We start from the raw sequence: 18,433 nt of genomic DNA, 5'->3' as shown, positions 1-18,433 counted from the left end.
TCCGTTCTTCCGTTTATCGCTGAGGCATGGCTGATTCCGGATTGCCCTCCCACCATGCGGATGAGAACCTGAGAACCCGTTTTTCGTGGTTTCTGTCAGGTGCATCTCTGATCACCAGCATTCCTGCGTTGATCCTGATGACAGCGCATGTGGGCTTTGCCGGGTTTGCCAGCGAAAATGGCGTGACGTTGCTACAGGCGACGTTCATGGTCGCCATTATCTGGGCTCTTCCCGCCAATATCGTCCTGATCGGTGCAATTGCGGGCGGTTATTCACTATTTGGCGCGGCAATTGCGGTCGGCCTGTCGTCGATCCGCCTGATGCCGATGGTGGCAGCCTTCGTGCCGGAAATGCGTGGGCCCAAGACGCGGAAGATTACCTTGCTGTTCCTGTCGCATTTCATTGCCGTCACCGCCTGGGTAATGGGCATGGACCGGCTCAAGCATGTTCCACGCGATATGCGAACGAGTTATTTCGCCGGTCTCGGCATTACGTTGACACTGACCAACACACTCGTGGTGGCTGTGGTCTATGTTCTCTCGACCGACTTTCCGCCATTGGTTTTCGCTGCGTTGTTCTTTTTGACGCCAATGTATTTTTTGACCTCGCTGTGGGGTTCGGCGCGCGATCGATCGGTCCATGTTGCCATGGTTTCAGGCCTACTGCTCTTTCCAGTGATCCATTCGATCGCGCCGGCTTATGATCTGCTGTTGACCGGCGTTGCCGGAGGGATTGTGACCATGGCTTACGTGCATCTGGCCAAAAGGAGCGCCACAGGATGACCTGGCAGAGCCTGACTGATTGGTGGTGGCCCTATCTGTTCATCCTGCTTGCAGGATGGTTGCCCACCGATGTCTGGCGCTTCATCGGCGTGTTTATCGGTGGCCGGGTCAGTGAAGAGTCCGAAGCTTTGATCGCAGTGCGAGCCGTCGCCACGGCGCTTGTCGCAGGGGTTATCGCCCAATTGATCCTCTACCCGAGTGGAGCGCTGGCGGAGACCTCAGTGTTTCTTCGGATAGGTGCAGCCGCAGCAGGCTTCGTTGCATATCTCGCTCTCGGCAGACGTGTGATCATCAGCGTGATCGCCGGCGAAGCCGTCCTGCTCTGCGGGCTGCTATTAACCTAAAGCCTTCCTGATTTTCTCTGCGTTTTCGGCGAGGACGTTCTGATCCTCCATCTGCCCGGTATGTGGCCGCAGAGCGACGCCGTCAAAACGCGGAATGATATGGAAATGCAGGTGGAAAACCGTCTGCCCGGCGGCCGGTTCGTTGAACTGGATGACAGTGACGCCATCGGCGCTGAAGGCCACTTTGACCGCGCGTGCGAGCTTCTGCGTGGTCGCAATGACGGCGGACAGATTGGCTTGGTCAACATCCAGAATATTGCGGAATGGCGCCTTGGTTATCGCAAGGCAATGACCTTTGCCTTGCGGCATGACATCCATGAAGGCATAGGTTTCCTCGTCTTCGTAGACCTCGTGCGACGGGATTTCCCCACGCAGGATCTTCGCGAATATATTGTTTGCATCATAGGGTGCGGTCATGGTGTACCTCGTTATGGGTCAGATTTCTTGAAGGGCGTATGCTCGTTGAGAACATGATTCATTAAGACAACGTCCTCGCGTTCGCGCTGCAAATAATCATCGATGGCGCGCCGCAATCCTGCATGGGCGAGATAGTGCACCGAGTGCGTCGTCACCGGTAGATATCCGCGTGCAAGCTTATGCTCACCCTGGGCGCCCGCCTCGACCACATGAAGTTTTCGTTCGATGGCGAAGTCGATCGCCTGATGATAACAGACCTCGAAATGCAGAAAACGGTGATCTTCGATACAGCCCCAATGCCTGCCGAAGAGCCGATCCGATCCGATGAAATTGATCGCGCCTGCAATGTAGCGCCCGTCACGCCGCGCCATGACCAGCACGATATCATCGGGCATGCGCTCGCCGATCAGCGTGTAAAACTTGCGATTGAGATAGGGGCGACCCCATTTGCGGCTGCCGGTATCCATATAGAACGCAAAAAAAGTATCCCAGATTTCCTGGGTGAGTTGACCGCCGGTCAGCCGGTCGATGCTGATGTCGTCGGCGAGAGCCTCGCGTCGTTCCTTCTTCAGTGCCTTGCGTTTACGCGAGGCGAGCGTTTCCAGGAAATCGTCATAGCTGGAATAGCCTTCATTGAAGAAATGAAACTGCTGGTCTATGCGGTGCAGGAAATCCGCATCGGTGAAGGCAGGCAGATCCGTTTCAGTGACGAAGGTGGAGTGGGCTGACGAAACGCCGAGTTGAAGGGTGAGCTGGCGCAGGCCATTGGCGAGAGCAGCCCGAGCCGCGGCGCCATCCCCATCGCGCCGAACCAGCAGCCGCGGTCCCGTCGCCGGGGTGAAGGGAATGCTTGCCTGCAATTTCGGATAATAGCGGCCACCGGCTCGTTCGAACGCATCGGCCCAGCCGTGATCGAAAACATATTCGCCTTGGCTGTGGCTCTTCAAATAGCAGGGGACGGCACCGATCAGAGCGCCACAATCGTCTTCCAGACGTAGAAACTGCGGCAGCCAGCCTGCTTTGCGTGCGACGCAACCGGAATCTTCAAGCGCAGACAGGAAGGCATGCGACAGGAAAGGATTGTAATCGGGCGCATCGCGAGATGTCCCGGAAAGCTCGGACCACTCCGTTTGTGTGAACGCGCCAACGCCATCGCAGACGCGCAAGGTGAAATCGCCTCGATCAAGATTTGGCATTTTTGAGTTTGGCTTCCTGATTGGGCGACAATGTTGAAAAACGGCCTTGCTGCCCCTTTTAAGCTAGGTATTTTGCCAAACGATACAAGAGCAAGCCCGGTTTGGGTTCAAGCAGCCCGCGGATCAAATCCCTCAAAAGTGATTTGGTCGACAACGGCGTCGCTGATGGCTTTTTCGGCGATGCTCCTTACCGTCCAGGAGATGACGGGCATGTCCATCGTTCCCCGGACGAATTCGACAAAACGGTTTTCCAGATGGTGGACATTGTAGGAGACGAAATCGATATTGTAGGCCAGCATGGAAAAATGTGCTTCGAGATCCTCATCGCGGATACCCTCAGCGGTCAGTCCGGCGGGAATGCTCGGCGCGTCCTTGCCGAAACGGCGGATCAGATGATGATCGAAGGACATGATTGCTGCCTGCCCGCTATATGCGACGAGATCGTCGGCAACCGCCTTTACCAAACCATCGTCGCGCCCGGGAATTCCCTTGAGTTCGATGACAATGGCCACGCGGCCGTCAATCAGCTTCAGGGCTTGGGCCAACGTCGGCACGTGATCCTGTGTGCCGCCAACACGAAGTTTGCCGGCTTGCTCGGCCGTCAGTTCGTCGATATTGCCTTTGCTCCCCGTCACCCGGTCCAGCGTGCCGTCGTGGAAGACAATGGCTTTGCCATCGGCAGAGAGATGGACATCGCATTCGATGGCAAAGCCGGCGCCTGCCGCCGCATCGAACGCTGAAAGAGTATTCTCCCAGCGCTTTTTGTTCAGATCGTGCAGACCGCGATGCGCGATGGGCACGTTTTTCAACCAATCAATAGAAGGCATGCTCAACGAACCTCGATAATGGCTTCGATTTCGACCGGTGCGTTCAGGGGCAGGGCGGCCGTGCCCACAGCCGAACGTGCGTGGCGGCCTGCATCACCCAACACAGCGACGAGCAGATCCGAGGCGCCGTTGGCGACGAGATGCTGTTCGACGAAATCCGGTTTCGATGCGACGAACACCGTAATTTTCACGATCCGCATGATCCGTTCGAAATCGCCCAGCGCTGCTTTTGCCTGCGCCAGAATATTGATCGCGCAGGCTTTGGCTGCTTCCTGGCCCTGTGCGACGTTCAACTCGGCACCCAAAAGTCCGGTGTGAATGAGCTTTCCGCCTGCCAGCGGCAATTGCCCCGACGTCAGAAGCAGGGAACCAGTTTGGGCGAACGGAACATAGTTGGCTGCCGGTGCCGCAGCAACAGGTAGCGTGATGCCAAGCTCCTGCAGGCGTTTTTCGATGGTGCTGGTCATGGGATAATTTCCTTATGTTTTCGGAATCGCGAGGGATTGTGAAAGAAGTTGCGATTTTTGCCTCGCTTCCGCCAAGAGTTATTTTAATATGCACGTTCAAATATTGGAGAATCTTGTCGATGCGCGTTCTACCCGTTGTTGTTTTCAGTCTCGGTGCCTTGGGCCTGACCGGCTCCTCCATGGCTTTTGCGGCTGGAACCGCGACTCTTGTTCCGCATCGCGCCATTTACGATCTCAAACTGGACAGTGCGCAGGACAGTAGCGGCATTACAGGTCTGACGGGCCGCATGGTCTATGAATTCAACGGCTCGGATTGCGAGGGCTATACGACGAATTTCCGCTTTGTCACCCGCGTCGACATGGAAGAACAGCCTCAACGGGTGACCGACCAGCAGACGACAACATTCGAGTCGGGCAACGGCGACAAATTCCGGTTCGTCAACAAGACGTTTGTTGACCAGAGCTTGACCAAGGAGGTGCGCGGCGACGCTGCGCTGCTCAAGGACAAGACGGAAATTTCGCTTACAAAGCCGGAGGCAAGCAAAGAAGATCTCGAGCTGTCGCAATTTCCAACACGCCACATGCAGGATTTGATCTCCAAGGCGTTGGCCGGGGAAGTTTTCTATCAGACAAAGCTGTTCGACGGATCGGAAGATGCCGACAAGGTAATGGCGACGACGGTGGTTATCGGCAAGTCTGCGGTTTCCGATGACGACGAGACAAAGAATATGGGCCCACTGGCAAAAGAAACGACGTGGCCGGTTTCGATCGCTTATTTCGACGACAATGAGAAGACGGAAGGGCTGCCGAGCTACCGCATCAATTTCAAGATGTATCGCAATGGCGTGACGCGCGATCTCAAGATGGACTATGGCGATTTCTCGATGACAGGGAAGCTCGTCAATCTACAGCTGTTCGACGCCCCGAAGTGCACCAAGTAGACCTGTTGATGCCTTTTATCGCCCCCGCACTTGCGTTTGTGACGATTATCCATTAACAGCCGCTTCATTCCACACACGGGATTTGGGTTGATATCGGGAGAAATCCGATATGGCCTCCGGTGGCGGGTTTCCCGCCTCTTCCCGTGGAGGTTCAACCGGAAAAGGAAATACAAGAGATGGCATTGCCTGATTTCAGCATGCGTCAGCTCCTAGAAGCTGGCGTTCACTTCGGCCACCAGACACATCGCTGGAACCCGAAAATGGCACCATACATTTATGGTTCCCGCAACAACATTCACATTCTCGACCTGGCCCAGACCTATCCGTTGCTTAACACGGCGCTGAAGAAGGTTTCGGACACCGTAGCCCGTGGTGGCCGCGTTCTGTTCGTTGGCACCAAGCGTCAGGCTTCGGACATCATTGCCGATGCCGCAACCCGTTCGGCCCAGTATTACGTCAATGCCCGCTGGCTCGGCGGCATGATGACCAACTGGAAGACGATTTCGAATTCCATTCAGCGTCTGCGCAAGCTCGACGAACTTCTTTCCGGCGAAGCACAGGGCTTCACCAAGAAGGAGCGCCTGAACCTCGACCGTGAGCGCGAGAAGCTCAACCGTGCACTTGGCGGTATCAAGAACATGGGTTCCGTTCCGGATCTCATCTTCATCATCGATACCAACAAGGAAGCCATCGCTATCCAGGAAGCCAAGCGTCTTGGTATCCCGGTTGTCGCCGTGATCGATAGCAATTGCGATCCAGATCAGATCGATTTCCCGATCCCCGGCAATGACGATGCGTCGCGCGCGATTTCGCTTTATTGCGATCTGGTCGCCAAGGCTGCTCTCGATGGCATTCTGCGTCAGCAGGGTTCGCTGGGCATGGATATCGGTGCACAGGAAGAAGCTCCTGTCGAGCCTGCGCTCGAAGCCCCGGCTGAAGCTTCAGCAGAAGCTCCTGCTCAGGAAGGTGAAGCCTCCGCTTGAGGTTTCATACACCCGTCGTATCGGGTGATTAACAATGATTCGATTGGCGCATAGCGCGCCGCAAAGTTGGCATGCTGGTTTCTCCAGTATGCCTTCGCTTTGAGAAGAGGCGACTAGAATGAGCATTACTGCTGCACAAGTAAAAGAACTTCGCGAGATCAGCGGCGCCGGCATGATGGACTGCAAAACAGCCCTGACTGAAACGAATGGCGACATGGAGGCCGCTGTCGATTGGCTGCGCGCCAAAGGTATTTCAAAGGCGGACAAGAAGGCCGGGCGCACGGCTGCCGAAGGTCTCGTCGGCGTTGCATCGAACGGCAAGAAAGCTGTTGTTGTCGAGGTCAACTCCGAGACCGATTTCGTAGCCCGCAACGACGCATTCCAGGACATTGTCCGCAATGTAGCCAATGTGGCATTGACGACCGATGGTTCGACCGCTGCGGTTGCCGCTGCGGCCTATCCCTCGTCGGGCAAGTCGGTTGTCGATACGATCAAGGACGCCGTTGGTACAATCGGTGAGAACCTGTCGTTCCGCCGGTCGGCAGCACTGACGGTCAATGAAGGTGTTGTCGCAACCTATATTCACAACGCTGTTTCCGACGGTCTTGGCAAGCTCGGCGTTCTGGTAGCGATCGAGACTACCGGCAACGCAGACGTCGCACAGGCTTTCGGTCGTCAGGTCGCAATGCATGTCGCGGCCACCAACCCGCTTGCCTTGACTGCCGCCGAGGTCGATCCAGCTGCTGTCGAGCGTGAAAAGGCAGTCTTCACAGAGTCTGCCCGCCAGTCGGGCAAGCCTGAAAACATCATCGAGAAGATGGTCGAAGGCCGTTTGCGCAAATTCTACGAGGAAGTTGTGCTTCTCTCGCAGGCTTTCGTCATCAATCCCGATCTGACCGTCGAGGCTGCTCTTAAAGAAGCGGAAAAGACGATCGGTGCACCGGCCAAGATCACGGCATTCGTCCGTTTTGCCCTTGGCGAAGGCATCGAGAAGGAAGAGACCGATTTTGCAGCGGAAGTTGCCGCAGCTGTGAAGAAGTAATCTTAGACAACTGAAATCAAAGGGCATCGCGTGACAACGCGATGCCCTTCGTGTATCCGGAATTCGAAACGACATTGAGGAAGGTTCCATGGCTGGTACGGCAGTTTACAAACGCGTTGTGCTCAAGGCCTCAGGGGAAGCTCTCATGGGCGATCAGGGCTTCGGTATTGATGTCGCCGTCGCCGATCGAATTGCCAGCGATATTGCGGAAGCTCGTGCGCTGGGTGTGCAGGTTGGCGTCGTCATCGGCGGTGGCAATATTTTTCGCGGCGTAGCAGTTGCCTCCAAAGGCGGAGACCGGGTGACCGGCGACCACATGGGCATGCTCGCAACGGTGATCAACTCCCTGGCGTTGCGCACTTCACTGGTGAAGATCGGCATCGACACGGTTGTCCTTTCAGCGGTCACCATGCCTGAATTCTGCGAGACATTTTCGCAGCGGCTGGCGACCGAATATATGGACATGGGCAAGGTTGTGATCTTTGCCGGAGGCACGGGCAATCCCTTCTTTACGACGGACTCTGCAGCTGCGCTGCGTGCAGCAGAGATTGGGGCCGATGCCCTGTTCAAGGGCACCCAAGTTGACGGAATTTATTCAGCCGATCCTAAAAAAGACCCAAATGCTGTGCGGTTTGATCATCTGACCCACAAGGACGTGCTGGATCGCGGGCTCGCGGTGATGGATACAACGGCTGTTGCTCTTGCACGTGAAAATAATATCCCAATAATCGTCTATTCGATCCACGAAAAGGGTGGTTTTGCAGAAGTGCTACAGGGTAGAGGACGAGCAACGGTTGTATCGGACCATTGATTGTTCTGCCGGGCAGTTCCGCCAAGAATAAGGAGCATTGAGCATGAGTGATGCACTCGATCTTAACGACCTGAAGCGCCGCATGGACGGTGCCATACAGGCGCTGAAACACGATCTCGGCGGGCTGCGCACCGGTCGCGCTTCGGCAAGCCTGCTGGAGCCCATCACAGTCGAGGCCTATGGTTCGCAGATGCCTCTCAATCAGGTTGCCAATATCACCGTGCCAGAGTCGCGAATGCTTGCAGTGTCCGTCTGGGACAAGTCGATGGTTGGCAAGGTTGAGCGCGCGATCCGCGAATCCGGCCTTGGCCTCAATCCGATTACCGACGGCAACAATTTGCGTATTCCCTTGCCCGAACTCAACGAACAGCGCCGTAAGGAACTGGTCAAGATCGCCCATCAATATGTCGAGCATGCCAAGGTCGCAGCGCGTCACGTTCGCCGCGACGGCATGGACGAATTGAAGAGGTTGGAAAAGGACGGCGATATCAGTCAGGACGACAATCGTGTCCTGTCCGAAAAAGTCCAGAAACTGACAGATGACACCATTACAGAAATGGATAAAGTCGTTGCTGTCAAAGAAGCGGAAATCATGCAGGTTTGAGAAACTTTTGATTACCACTTGATGGATATGTGTTGCGTTTCCAGTGCTCCGGTTCTCGAATACCAACCCACACGCCTCATGAGGGTAAATTCTCAAAAGTGTTTGAACCGACAATAGCGTAATCAGTCCACTGGAGGTCAAAGCCAATGTCCAATCCGCGCCACATTGCCATCATCATGGATGGAAATGGCCGTTGGGCAAAGGCGAGGGGACTGCCGCGGACGGCTGGCCACAAGGCTGGCGTCGATTCGCTGCGTGAGGTTATCCGCGCCGCGGGCAAGATGGATATACCTTTCCTGACGCTGTTTGCGTTCTCGTCCGAAAACTGGTCGCGGCCGCGCTCGGAAGTTACCGATCTCATGGGACTTCTGAAACTCTTCATCAGACGCGATCTCGCTGATCTGCACCGAGAGAATGTCCGGGTGCGGATCATTGGAGAACGGCAGGATCTGGCCAAGGACATTCGCAGCCTCCTCGAGGAAGCGGAAACGCTGACGGTCAGAAATACCGGGCTCACGCTGGTTATTGCCTTCAACTATGGTTCACGCAATGAAATAACCCGCGCTGTTCAACGCCTGGTTGCGGACGTTGCATCGGGTGTTATCGCCCATGAAAATATTACACCCGAAGCCATATCGGTGCGGCTGGATACGGCCGATATCCCTGATCCCGATCTGATTATCCGGACCAGCGGCGAAATGCGCCTGTCGAATTTCCTTCTCTGGCAGGCGGCCTATTCCGAATTCATGTTCCTGCCCTGCTATTGGCCCGACTTCCGGCCTTCCCACCTGGCCGAGGCCATAGAAACGTTCCAGATGCGCGAACGGCGCTTCGGCGGTGTGGCGGCGCAGGAAATCGCCCTGTGACCTTTAAGGCCAATCCCCTGCGGCAGACCGGTGCGATATGATCGGAATTGGCTTTAGTGGTCTTTCCAATCTGCAAAAACGCATTCTGAGCGCGATTGTCCTTATCATCATTGCGGTTGTTCTTACCTCGCTCGGCGGATTTGCCTTCGGTATTCTGGCCTGCGCCATAGGTTTGAGCGTGTTTTACGAATGGCAGCTCATCTCATTCCAGCGGTCAACATCCGTCACCCGCGGTCTTGCCTGGGTGTGCCTTATCTGTGTGATGGTGGTCCTTCTCTTCACCCAAGATGTCTTGACGATGATCAGCGTGCTGGTCGGAGGCGCAGCGCTTGTTGCAGCAATCGGCGGGCGTGCCAATGGCTATTGGCCGGCATTCGGCCTCTTCTACGCCGGTTTTCCAGCCATCGCGCTGACGTTGTTGCGCGGTGACACAGGCGATGGGTTTGCGGCAATCCTGTTCCTGTTTGCCGTCGTCTGGGCGACCGATATCTTTGCGTTTTTCAACGGACGGGCGCTTGGCGGGCCAAAACTAGCGCCGCGCTTCTCGCCCAACAAGACTTGGTCAGGTGCAATTGGCGGCGCAGCCGCAGGGGTAGCGGCCGGCGTCGGTTTTGCTGCCTTTATCACGCCGGCGGGCAGCGTTTCCGTTCCGCTGATCGCGCTTTTATTGTCGATCATCGCCCAGATCGGCGATCTTGGCGAATCATGGGTGAAACGTCGATTTGGCATCAAGGACTCCGGCCAGCTCATCCCCGGTCACGGTGGTGTGATGGACCGGGTCGATGGGCTTGTAGCTGCTGCAGCATTGCTATACGTCATCGGGGCAATTCTGGTGACACCGGAAACGCCGTACGACATTCTTTTCTAGACGAGCGAACCCACAGGGTCATCTGATTGGCCCGGAGGATATATTGACAGAAACACTGCATACTCTCTTCGGTACCCAGAGCGTTTTGATCGGAACGATTCTGCCATTCCTGATTGTTCTGACCGTCGTGGTCTTCGTCCACGAAATGGGTCACTACCTTGTCGGCCGGTGGTGCGGAATTGGGGTCCAGGCGTTCTCTGTCGGCTTCGGCCCAGAGTTGATCGGGTTCACCGATCGCAAGGGCACGCGCTGGAAGCTTTCGGCAATTCCGCTTGGCGGATACGTCAAATTTGCCGGCGACGAGGGCGTATCCAGCTCCGTAGGAACGCCGGCTGCAGCGATGACACCGGAAGAGCGGGCTGTTGCCTTCCATACCCAACCGGTCTGGAAGCGTGCCGCTACCGTCTTTGCCGGACCAGCGTTCAACATATTGCTTACCGTTGCCATTTTTTCGGTGTTCTTCTCTCTTTATGGCAAGATGGTCGCGGACCCTATGGTAGCGGAAGTCCGCCCCGGTGGCCCCGCAGCAATTGCCGGATTCCAGCCCGGCGACCGTTTCATCAGCGTGGACGGTGACAAAGTCGAGACCTTTTCGGACGTTCAGCGTCATGTGTCTTCGCGAGCCGGCGACGCCTTGAATTTCGTGGTGGAGCGCAAGGGCCAGGAAGTTCAACTGACCGCGACACCCGAGCTGCTGGAGCAAAAGGACCCGCTAGGGAACACCGTCAAGATTGCAGTGATCGGCGTGGTCAACAATCAGGAGTTGGGGAACTTCCGGCGGATCGAATACGGCCCTGTCGAATCAGTTGTTCAGGCTGTGCGTGAAAGCGGGTTTATCATCGCTCGCACCGGTCAGTTTTTCGGCCGGTTTTTCGCGGGTCGTGAAGACAAGTGCCAGCTGGGAGGGCCTGTCAAGATCGCCACAATGGCAGGGCAAGCGGCGAGCCAGGGCGTTGATTGGCTTATCCAGCTAACGGCGATGCTGTCCATCGGTATCGGCCTGCTCAATCTGTTTCCCTTGCCGCCTCTTGATGGCGGGCATCTGGTCTTCTATGCAGCTGAAGCCGTCATTGGCAGACCCGTCAGGCCGGCGGTGCAAGAGATTTTCTTTCGCGCCGGATTCTTTTTAGTCTTAGGATTCATGGGGTTTGTCGTGTTTAACGATCTTTTTGCTTGCCGGTAGCAAACGTTAAACATTGATGAAAATTTGAGGCGCTGGCTGGTCAAGCGATATGATCTGTTTACTATAAGCTTCGATTGGCGTGGCATGGATGCCACGCTTTCTTGTGAAGTAAACAGATTTTAACCGTAAGCCTTGCGTGTATGTAAAAACCGGCTATGACGGTGTGCGAGTAAGTGCTTATTCCGGGGTCTCGCCCGGGGACAACGAGAAACGAAGGTTCATAAGGCCTATGGCGGCAAGTTCAAAATTTGTTGGTGCAGCGTCAGCGCTCGCCATATCAGCGGCTCTTGTGAGTTCGGGTGCAATCGTAACCACGGTGGCAGGCGTAACAGTAGCACAGGCGGCAACAGTAAGCCGCATTGAAGTGCGCGGTAACACACGTGTGGATGCCCAGACGGTTCGCGACAATCTGGGGATTACGCCCGGCAAGCCTTTTTCCAATGCAGACATCGATGCGGCAACCAAGCGTCTGTTCGGCACCGGCCTGTTCAGCGATGTGCGTATCAGCCAGTCGGGTGGAACATTGATCGTTCAGGTCAATGAACATCAGGTCGTCAACCAGGTCATTTTCCAGGGCAACAAGAAGATCAAGGATCCTGCGCTGCAAAATGCTGTGCAGTTGAAGCCGCGCGCCGCTTTCGACCAGGCGACGCTTGATGCCGATGTCGAGGCTGTACGCGCCGCCTACCGCAATGTCGGCCGCAGCGATGCCACGGTCTCCGGCCGGACGATGGATCTGGGCGAAGGGCGCGTCAATGTTGTGTTCGAGATCAATGAAGGCGATCGCACCAAGATTGCCAAGATCAATTTCGTCGGCAATCAGGCCTTTGGCAATCGCCGCCTGAGCGACGTTATCTCGACCAAAAAGTCCACTCCGCTTTCCTGGCTGACACGGAACGACGTCTACAGCGAAGATCGCCTTCGCGCAGACGAGGAAGCGCTTCGCCGGTTCTATTACAATCGCGGTTACGCGGATTTCCGTGTGATCTCCTCCACGGCTGACCTCGATCCGGCAACCAACGACTATACGATCAACATCACAGTCGAAGAAGGTGAGAAGTACAAGTTCGGCGGCGTTCAGATCGAAAGCTCGGTCGAGGGTGTCGATACCTCGCAGTTGAACGGTCTTGTCAAGACCCGGGAAGGCGATACCTACAACGCCAAGGAAGTCGAAGACTCGATCATCAAGGTTTCCGAGAAGGTTGCCGGTCAGGGCTATGCCTTCGCCAAGGTTGAGCCGCGCGGCGATCGTAACTTCGAGAATCATACGATCTCCGTGACCTATGCCATCGATCAGGGCCCACGCGCCTATGTCGAGCGCATTGAAATTCGCGGCAATGAAAAGACCCGCGACTTCGTCATCCGCCGTGAATTCGATGTCAGTGAAGGCGATGCCTTCAACCAGGTTTTGATCCAGCGTGCCAAGCGCCGTCTAGAGGCTTTGCAATTCTTCCAGACAGTCAACATCTCGACGGCGCCCGGTTCGCAGCCCGATCAGGTTGTGCTCGTCGTTGACGTTATTGAAAAGTCGACCGGTGAATTCTCCATCGGCGGCGGTTATACGACCGGTGGTGAAAATCCAGGGCCAACGGTTGAAGCTTCGATCACCGAGCGCAATTTCCTCGGCCGTGGCCAGTACGTCCGTATTGCTGCTGGTGGCGGTCTAGACAACAACCGTTCCTATTCGCTGTCATTTACCGAGCCATACTTCCTTGGTCAGCGCATTGCAGCCGGCTTCGATATCTTCAAGCGTCAGTCTGGCGTGAATAACAAGTACGAGACGGACCTGACCGGTGGTACCATCCGCTTCGGCCTGCCGATCACCGATGATTTGACGGCCGGTGTTGCTTACAATCTCACCGAAGAAAAGTATGAGATTGATAACGATGCGATGATACCGGGCACCGACATACCCGATCCAACCGAGATTTCTCAGGCTTTCATCGATGCGGCAGAGGAAAGCCCTTGGATCAAGTCATCGGTTAGCTGGTCGCTGACGTACAATACGATCGACGATACAAAGAACCCGCATGACGGTATCTACGCGAAGTTCAATCAAGAGTATGCGGGTATCGGCGGCGACGCCAACTTCTTGAAGACAACATTCAAAGGTCAGTATTACAAGACGCTGTCCGATGAGCTGGACGTTGTCGGCTTGGTCGGCGTTGGCGCGGGTTATATCGCTGGCTTCGGCGACGAAGACCTGCGGGTGTTCGATCTTTTCAAGAACAACAGTGAAATGATCCGCGGTTTCAAATATGCCGGTATCGGTCCACGCGATTTGACGGTGGATGATGATGACGGCAGCTTCCTCGGCGGTACGACCTACTTCAGCGGATCGCTGGAAACGCAGTTCCCGATGCCTGTTGTTCCAGAAAGCATAGGCATCCGCGGTGCTTTGTTCGCCGATGCGGCCACCCTGTATGGAAACGACCTTTCAGAAGCTGCGGGCACAACTGAAATGGAATGGCGTGCATCGGTCGGCGCCAGTATCATGTGGGCGTCTCCATTCGGTCCGCTGCGCTTCGATTATGCTGTGCCGGTCAAAAAGGTTGAAGGCGATCAGGTTCAGAATTTCAACTTCGGCATGTCGAGCAAGTTCTGATAGATTGCTGACCTCCCGGGGGGAGCAAGTTTCCCCGGGGGAGAAAGTAGCCGATGGCCGATCCTATCTTTTATGAGCCACTGTTGAACGTGACAATTGGTCAGATCGCAGGTCTGACCAATGGCGTTCTCGTGGACAGTTCATTGGCAAATCGGCCGGTCAAGCGGCTGGCTTCGCTTTCGGATTCTGGTCCTGATGCGGTCGTTTTTATCGAAAGCAAGAAACACGCCCTGGATCTCGGTAGCCTGAAGGCTGCCGGCGTACTGTGTACCGATGAAATCAAGGCAAGCGTTCCCAAGAACGTCGCCATCATCGTAACTCGTCATCCGCAGCAGGATTTTGCTGCCATTGGCCGCGCGCTCTATCCCAATGCCGTCAATGCGCATTTGTGGAGCGGACAGACCGGTATATCGACCCACGCGATTGTCCATCCGTCCGCAGAGATCGAAACTGACGTTACGATTGAACCGGGCGCCATCATCGGCAGCAATGTTTCCATCGGTTCCGGCACTGTTATTGCCGCCAATGTCGTCATCGGCAATGGCTGCAAGATTGGTCGCGATTGCTATATCGCTCCGAGTTGCTCGATTCAGTACGCATTTTTGGGTAATCGCGTCTTGTTGCATCCGGGTGTAAGAATTGGCCAGGATGGCTTTGGGTATGTGCCTGGCAGAGCCGGGCTCGACAAGATGCCGCAACTCGGCCGCGTCATTATTCAGGACAATGTCGAGATCGGCGCCAATACAACGGTCGATCGTGGTGCTCTGGCTGACACGACTATCGGTGAAGGCACGAAAATCGATAATCTCGTGCAAATCGCCCATAATGTGCGTATAGGGCGGCATTGCGTTATTGCTGCGCAATGTGGCATTTCGGGCAGTGTGGTCCTTGGTGACATGACGATGCTCGGTGGAAGCGTCGGGATCAAGGATCATGTCAACATCGGTTCACGCGTCGAGATCGCCGCGGCGAGCGGCGTGATGAACGATATACCGGACGGCGAGAGGTGGGCTGGCGCGCCTGCTCAGCCGTTCAAGCAGTGGTTCCGTGAAATCGCGAGCGTGCGTGCGATGACGCGAACCAAGAAGGAGAGCGGTTCAGATGAGTGATAATGTGAAAGTGGAGAGCCTCGGAGTTGCGGACATCCAGAAACTTCTGGCGAATCTGCCACATCGTTATCCATTTCTACTGATCGATCGCATCGTCGATATCGACCGTGACGTATCGGCTACCGGCATCAAGAATGTCAGCATCAACGAGCCGCATTTTGCCGGTCATTTTCCCGAGCTGCCGATCATGCCGGGTGTTTTGATCATCGAGGCCATGGCTCAGACTGCCGGCGCGATCGTTCTCTTTCACAATGGCAGCGGCAAGCCGGGCAAGGTCTTCTTCATGACCATCGATAACGCCAAGTTCCGCAAGCCGGTCGTTCCCGGCGACCAACTGAAGCTGCGGGTGACGAAGCTGAAGCAGCGCGGCAGCATCCACAAATATGCTTGTATAGCCGAAGTTGACGGCGTGAAGGTTGCCGAAGCGGAAGTTGCTGCCATGGTCGGCTTTCCCGATGAAGACGAGTCTGGAGTCTGAACCCTTTTATGTCTCGCATTCATCAGTCGTCTATTATCGAGCAGGGCGCAAAAATCGGAGACAGGGTATCTGTCGGACCATTTTGCCACATCGGATCTGAAGCCGTTATTGGCGATGACGTCGAACTCATCGGCCACGTCACGATCTTGGGACCGACGACGCTTGGAAGCGGTTCCAAGGTCTATCCCAATGCTGTTCTTGGGGGTGACCCGCAAAATACCAAGCACAAAGGCGGCTATACGACACTCGTCATCGGCAAGAACTGCGTGATCCGCGAAGGCGTGACCATGCATCGCGGTACGGATGGCAGCCGCGGCATTACCACGATCGGCGACAATTGCATGTTCCTGGCTTATGCGCATGTCGCGCATGACTGCGTGATTGGCGACAATGTCACCTTCTCCAATAATGTGATGATCGGCGGGCACGTCACCATCGGCAATAATGTCATTATCGGCGGAGGTGCGGGCATTCATCAGTTCGTACGTGTCGGGCATCATGCCTTCATTGGCGGTCTTGCTGCCTTGGCAAGCGATCTCGTTCCCTATGGCATGGCTATCGGCAACCACGCCTATCTCGGCGGGTTGAATATCATCGGGATGAAACGATCGGGGATGGCGCGTCCGGAAATCCACAATCTGCGTCATGCTGTCCGCATGCTGTTCGACCGTACGAAATCGATCAAGAGCCGCGCAGACGATGTGCGCGTGGCATTCCCGGATTCGCCCGCCGTAGCCGATCTGGTCGATTTCATTACCACTGATACCAAGCGCGCCTATTGCACGCCGCCACTCGATTCCGCAATCGAGATCAGTGACAGTGACGACAACAGCTAAAACACCGCCATCGAAAGCTTTGCACCCGCCGATAGCGGGACGGACCGCCATTGTCGCCGGCAATGGCCAGCTTCCAGTCGCCGTCGCCCAAAGTCTGCGGAAGCTTGGCGACAATCCCTTGATTGTTGCGATCAAAGGCGAGGCGGAACCTGAGTTCTACGCCGGTGAGCACGCAGAGATTTCGATTGTTGAACTCGGCGGCCTGGTCAAGATACTCAAGGCCGAAGGCATTTCCAATGTTGTCCTCGCGGGCGGCATTCGTCACAGGCCGGAGTTCCGCGCTGCACTTCGACCGGGAAACGGCAATCTGGTTGCGCTTTATCGTTTCCTGCGGGCATTTCGGCTGGGCGATGACGGCCTGTTGCGCGCCGTCATTGCGACAATCGAATCCTATGGTTTTCGCGTTCTCGGCGCTCACGAGATCGTTCCCGACATCCTTGCGCCAGCACCAGGCACGCTGACGCGCAAGCGCGCTGACCAGGAAAGCGTCGCCAATATGCATGCCGCCCGGCAGGCTGCAATCATGATCGGCTCGCTTGATATCGGCCAGGCGGCAATCGCCATCGGCCGGCGCGTCGTGGCGCTGGAAGGCGTCGAAGGTACCGATGCCATGCTGCAACGCGTGGCGGAGTTGCGGCATGCCAAGCGCATCAATCGCAAGGGTGGAGTTCTGGTCAAATGCGCCAAGCCGCAACAGGAAGTGCGCGCTGACCTGCCGGCCATCGGGGTCAGTACCGTGGAGAATGCCGTCAAGGCGGGTCTCAAAGGCATTGCCATTGAGGCGCGTCGCACACTGATCCTCGGCTACGGCGAAACTATTGCGGCTGCCGACAAAGCTGGACTATTCATCGAGACCTTTGAACAGGAATCCTCCTGATGACTGCCGCGACAAAGCCCTTGCGCCTTGCCATTGTCACGGGGGAAGAGTCCGGGGATTTGCTGGGCGCCGATCTGGTTCAAGCGCTGCGCCGGCAATATGCAGGCGAGGTGACGCTCACCGGCGTCGGCGGGGAGCATCTTGCCGCACTCGGGCTCGACAGCTTGTTCGATCAGCATGAAATCGCGCTCGTCGGCCTTAGTGCGATTGTTCAAAAGCTGCCGCAGCTTCTGCGCCGGATCTCGCAGCTTTCGACGGCGATCGTCGTAGCGAAGCCAGATTGTCTGGTGATCATCGATAGCCCTGATTTTACCCATCGCGTTGCACGCAAGGTGAGGGCGGCTGATCCTTTGATCCCGATCATCAATTACATCAGTCCTTCCGTGTGGGCCTGGAGGCCGGAACGCGCCAAGGCAATGCGCGCCTATATCGATCATGTGCTGGCGATCCTGCCGTTTGAGGTACAGGCTCTGAAGGATCTGGATGGCCCGCCTGCGACCTATGTCGGGCACAGGCTGGTATCGCATGCGCCGTTGCTGGAAGCCGCAAAACAAAATCGCGCGCGCGACGCTAGCCTGGGGGACCGGGCTGAGAAGAACCTTGTTGTGCTGCCGGGTTCTCGGCGCTCCGAAATCATCAGTCTTGCGGAACCATTCGGCGAGACCATCGATCTTTTGGCAAACCGTGGCAATCGCATCAACGTCGTTCTGCCGACGCTGCCGAAGGTCGAGCCACTTGTCCGGCAATTGACTGCAAGCTGGACAGTGAAGCCTCGCATCGTTGTGGGTGAAGCGGAGAGATTGAAAGCCTTCGCCGAGGCCGACGCTGCGCTTGCAGCATCCGGAACTGTTTCGCTGGAACTGGCGCTGGCGCGTATTCCCACAGTCCTTTCCTACAAGCCGGACTGGCTGGCGCGGACATTTATTGCGCCAAGGATCAAGGTATGGAGTGCGGCGCTTCCAAATATCATCGCAGACGAGCCGGTTGTTCCAGAATATTTCAATATTTTTGTCCGATCCGGCCCCATTGCCCGTCAAATCGAGCAATTGCTGGTTCCGGGTCACCGGCGCGCCGCACAGCTTGAAAGTTTCGACAAGGTTGCGAGGCTGATGCAGACCGAGCGTCCCGCAGGGGAGATTGCCGCAGAAAAAGTGCTGGAATTTGCTTCACACAAATGACCAATAAAAAAGCGCCGGG

General features: G+C 56.1%; 20 protein-coding genes. 16 read left to right on the top strand and 4 right to left on the bottom strand.

All coding sequences use genetic code 11. The features are described from left to right. Nucleotides 1-26: 26 nt before the first annotated feature. Together FHS21_RS21385 and FHS21_RS21380 are read left to right on the top strand one after the other, a co-directional pair. Nucleotides 27-782, top strand: a complete 756-nt coding sequence (locus tag FHS21_RS21385) for an AzlC family ABC transporter permease (RefSeq protein ID WP_112529318.1) — start codon at nt 27-29, stop codon at nt 780-782. Continuing rightward, entirely contained in the window at nt 779-1,126 is a 348-nt protein-coding gene (locus FHS21_RS21380) for an AzlD domain-containing protein (RefSeq protein WP_112529316.1), read from the top strand. The genes FHS21_RS21385 and FHS21_RS21380 overlap by 4 nt, the downstream gene beginning before the upstream one ends. Here the strand turns inward: FHS21_RS21380 and FHS21_RS21375 are convergent. From FHS21_RS21375 to FHS21_RS21360, 4 genes are all read right to left on the bottom strand, one after another. Next, on the bottom strand, nt 1,118-1,543 hold the full coding sequence (locus FHS21_RS21375) for an HIT family protein (RefSeq protein WP_112529314.1): 426 nt from the start codon (nt 1,541-1,543) through the stop codon (nt 1,118-1,120). The genes FHS21_RS21380 and FHS21_RS21375 overlap by 9 nt on opposite strands. 11 nt (nt 1,544-1,554) lie before the next feature. Then, nucleotides 1,555-2,739 (bottom strand): GNAT family N-acetyltransferase, encoded by a 1,185-nt coding sequence (locus FHS21_RS21370; protein ID WP_112529312.1) that lies wholly within the window; start codon nt 2,737-2,739, stop codon nt 1,555-1,557. A 107-nt stretch (nt 2,740-2,846) separates the two neighbouring features. Beyond that, nucleotides 2,847-3,566: a glycerophosphodiester phosphodiesterase family protein gene (locus FHS21_RS21365; RefSeq protein ID WP_112551188.1), complete on the bottom strand. Its 720-nt coding sequence runs from the start codon at nt 3,564-3,566 to the stop codon at nt 2,847-2,849. A gap of 2 nt (nt 3,567-3,568) precedes the next feature. Beyond that, a complete protein-coding gene (locus FHS21_RS21360) occupies nt 3,569-4,033 on the bottom strand; it encodes a RidA family protein (RefSeq protein WP_112529308.1) in 465 nt (154 codons plus the stop codon). A gap of 119 nt (nt 4,034-4,152) precedes the next feature. On the opposite strand from FHS21_RS21360, the gene FHS21_RS21355 reads away from it, so the two are divergent. From FHS21_RS21355 to lpxB, 14 genes are all read left to right on the top strand, one after another. Next, nucleotides 4,153-4,974, top strand: a complete 822-nt coding sequence (locus FHS21_RS21355; protein ID WP_112529306.1) for a cell envelope integrity EipB family protein — start codon at nt 4,153-4,155, stop codon at nt 4,972-4,974. A gap of 176 nt (nt 4,975-5,150) precedes the next feature. Continuing rightward, nucleotides 5,151-5,957 carry a 30S ribosomal protein S2 gene (rpsB, locus tag FHS21_RS21350; protein ID WP_112529304.1) on the top strand — a complete coding sequence of 269 codons (807 nt, stop codon included), beginning with the start codon at nt 5,151-5,153 and terminating at the stop codon, nt 5,955-5,957. A 118-nt stretch (nt 5,958-6,075) separates the two neighbouring features. Further along, nucleotides 6,076-6,999, top strand: coding sequence for a translation elongation factor Ts (tsf, locus tag FHS21_RS21345; RefSeq protein ID WP_112529302.1), 924 nt, complete (start codon nt 6,076-6,078; stop codon nt 6,997-6,999). Between the two features lie 88 nt (nt 7,000-7,087). Beyond that, nucleotides 7,088-7,810, top strand: coding sequence for a UMP kinase (gene pyrH, locus FHS21_RS21340; protein WP_112529300.1), 723 nt, complete (start codon nt 7,088-7,090; stop codon nt 7,808-7,810). Between the two features lie 43 nt (nt 7,811-7,853). Continuing rightward, nucleotides 7,854-8,414, top strand: a complete 561-nt coding sequence (frr, locus tag FHS21_RS21335; protein WP_112529298.1) for a ribosome recycling factor — start codon at nt 7,854-7,856, stop codon at nt 8,412-8,414. Between the two features lie 146 nt (nt 8,415-8,560). Beyond that, nucleotides 8,561-9,280, top strand: a complete 720-nt coding sequence (locus tag FHS21_RS21330) for an isoprenyl transferase (protein ID WP_112529296.1) — start codon at nt 8,561-8,563, stop codon at nt 9,278-9,280. A 37-nt stretch (nt 9,281-9,317) separates the two neighbouring features. Continuing rightward, nucleotides 9,318-10,148, top strand: coding sequence for a phosphatidate cytidylyltransferase (locus FHS21_RS21325; protein ID WP_112529294.1), 831 nt, complete (start codon nt 9,318-9,320; stop codon nt 10,146-10,148). Nucleotides 10,149-10,191: 43 nt separating this feature from the next. Beyond that, a complete protein-coding gene (rseP, locus tag FHS21_RS21320; protein WP_112529292.1) occupies nt 10,192-11,331 on the top strand; it encodes an RIP metalloprotease RseP in 1,140 nt (379 codons plus the stop codon). 229 nt (nt 11,332-11,560) lie between these two features. Continuing rightward, complete coding sequence (gene bamA / locus FHS21_RS21315) at nt 11,561-13,936, top strand: outer membrane protein assembly factor BamA (RefSeq protein ID WP_112529290.1); 2,376 nt, start codon at nt 11,561-11,563, stop codon at nt 13,934-13,936. A gap of 53 nt (nt 13,937-13,989) precedes the next feature. Then, entirely contained in the window at nt 13,990-15,045 is a 1,056-nt protein-coding gene (gene lpxD, locus FHS21_RS21310; RefSeq protein WP_112529288.1) for a UDP-3-O-(3-hydroxymyristoyl)glucosamine N-acyltransferase, read from the top strand. Next, nucleotides 15,038-15,523 carry a 3-hydroxyacyl-ACP dehydratase FabZ gene (fabZ, locus tag FHS21_RS21305; RefSeq protein ID WP_112529286.1) on the top strand — a complete coding sequence of 162 codons (486 nt, stop codon included), beginning with the start codon at nt 15,038-15,040 and terminating at the stop codon, nt 15,521-15,523. Before lpxD ends, fabZ begins: the two co-directional genes overlap by 8 nt. An 8-nt stretch (nt 15,524-15,531) precedes the next feature. Beyond that, on the top strand, nt 15,532-16,359 hold the full coding sequence (lpxA, locus tag FHS21_RS21300) for an acyl-ACP--UDP-N-acetylglucosamine O-acyltransferase (RefSeq protein ID WP_112529284.1): 828 nt from the start codon (nt 15,532-15,534) through the stop codon (nt 16,357-16,359). Then, a complete protein-coding gene (locus FHS21_RS21295) occupies nt 16,343-17,236 on the top strand; it encodes an LpxI family protein (protein WP_183663849.1) in 894 nt (297 codons plus the stop codon). Before lpxA ends, FHS21_RS21295 begins: the two co-directional genes overlap by 17 nt. Beyond that, nucleotides 17,236-18,414, top strand: coding sequence for a lipid-A-disaccharide synthase (lpxB, locus tag FHS21_RS21290; RefSeq protein WP_112529280.1), 1,179 nt, complete (start codon nt 17,236-17,238; stop codon nt 18,412-18,414). The genes FHS21_RS21295 and lpxB overlap by 1 nt, the downstream gene beginning before the upstream one ends. Nucleotides 18,415-18,433 lie beyond the last annotated feature (19 nt).

It is taken from the genome of Phyllobacterium trifolii, assembly GCF_014192095.1.
Classification (GTDB): domain Bacteria; phylum Pseudomonadota; class Alphaproteobacteria; order Rhizobiales; family Rhizobiaceae; genus Phyllobacterium; species Phyllobacterium trifolii.
The sequence above is the reverse complement of the archived record's forward strand: the minus strand, read 5'-3'. Positions and strand labels throughout refer to the sequence as shown.

Bases quoted from the DNA above. Each gene is read 5' to 3' on its own strand.
- FHS21_RS21385 (WP_112529318.1), top strand. From the start codon at position 27: ATGGCTGATTCCGGATTGCCCTCCCACCATGCGGATGAGAACCTGAGA.
- FHS21_RS21380 (WP_112529316.1), top strand. From the start codon at position 779: ATGACCTGGCAGAGCCTGACTGATTGGTGGTGGCCCTATCTGTTCATC.
- FHS21_RS21375 (WP_112529314.1), bottom strand. From the start codon at position 1,543: ATGACCGCACCCTATGATGCAAACAATATATTCGCGAAGATCCTGCGT.
- FHS21_RS21370 (WP_112529312.1), bottom strand. From the start codon at position 2,739: ATGCCAAATCTTGATCGAGGCGATTTCACCTTGCGCGTCTGCGATGGC.
- FHS21_RS21365 (WP_112551188.1), bottom strand. From the start codon at position 3,566: ATGCCTTCTATTGATTGGTTGAAAAACGTGCCCATCGCGCATCGCGGT.
- FHS21_RS21360 (WP_112529308.1), bottom strand. From the start codon at position 4,033: ATGACCAGCACCATCGAAAAACGCCTGCAGGAGCTTGGCATCACGCTA.
- FHS21_RS21355 (WP_112529306.1), top strand. From the start codon at position 4,153: ATGCGCGTTCTACCCGTTGTTGTTTTCAGTCTCGGTGCCTTGGGCCTG.
- rpsB (WP_112529304.1), top strand. From the start codon at position 5,151: ATGGCATTGCCTGATTTCAGCATGCGTCAGCTCCTAGAAGCTGGCGTT.
- tsf (WP_112529302.1), top strand. From the start codon at position 6,076: ATGAGCATTACTGCTGCACAAGTAAAAGAACTTCGCGAGATCAGCGGC.
- pyrH (WP_112529300.1), top strand. From the start codon at position 7,088: ATGGCTGGTACGGCAGTTTACAAACGCGTTGTGCTCAAGGCCTCAGGG.
- frr (WP_112529298.1), top strand. From the start codon at position 7,854: ATGAGTGATGCACTCGATCTTAACGACCTGAAGCGCCGCATGGACGGT.
- FHS21_RS21330 (WP_112529296.1), top strand. From the start codon at position 8,561: ATGTCCAATCCGCGCCACATTGCCATCATCATGGATGGAAATGGCCGT.
- FHS21_RS21325 (WP_112529294.1), top strand. From the start codon at position 9,318: ATGATCGGAATTGGCTTTAGTGGTCTTTCCAATCTGCAAAAACGCATT.
- bamA (WP_112529290.1), top strand. From the start codon at position 11,561: ATGGCGGCAAGTTCAAAATTTGTTGGTGCAGCGTCAGCGCTCGCCATA.
- lpxD (WP_112529288.1), top strand. From the start codon at position 13,990: ATGGCCGATCCTATCTTTTATGAGCCACTGTTGAACGTGACAATTGGT.
- fabZ (WP_112529286.1), top strand. From the start codon at position 15,038: ATGAGTGATAATGTGAAAGTGGAGAGCCTCGGAGTTGCGGACATCCAG.
- lpxA (WP_112529284.1), top strand. From the start codon at position 15,532: ATGTCTCGCATTCATCAGTCGTCTATTATCGAGCAGGGCGCAAAAATC.
- lpxB (WP_112529280.1), top strand. From the start codon at position 17,236: ATGACTGCCGCGACAAAGCCCTTGCGCCTTGCCATTGTCACGGGGGAA.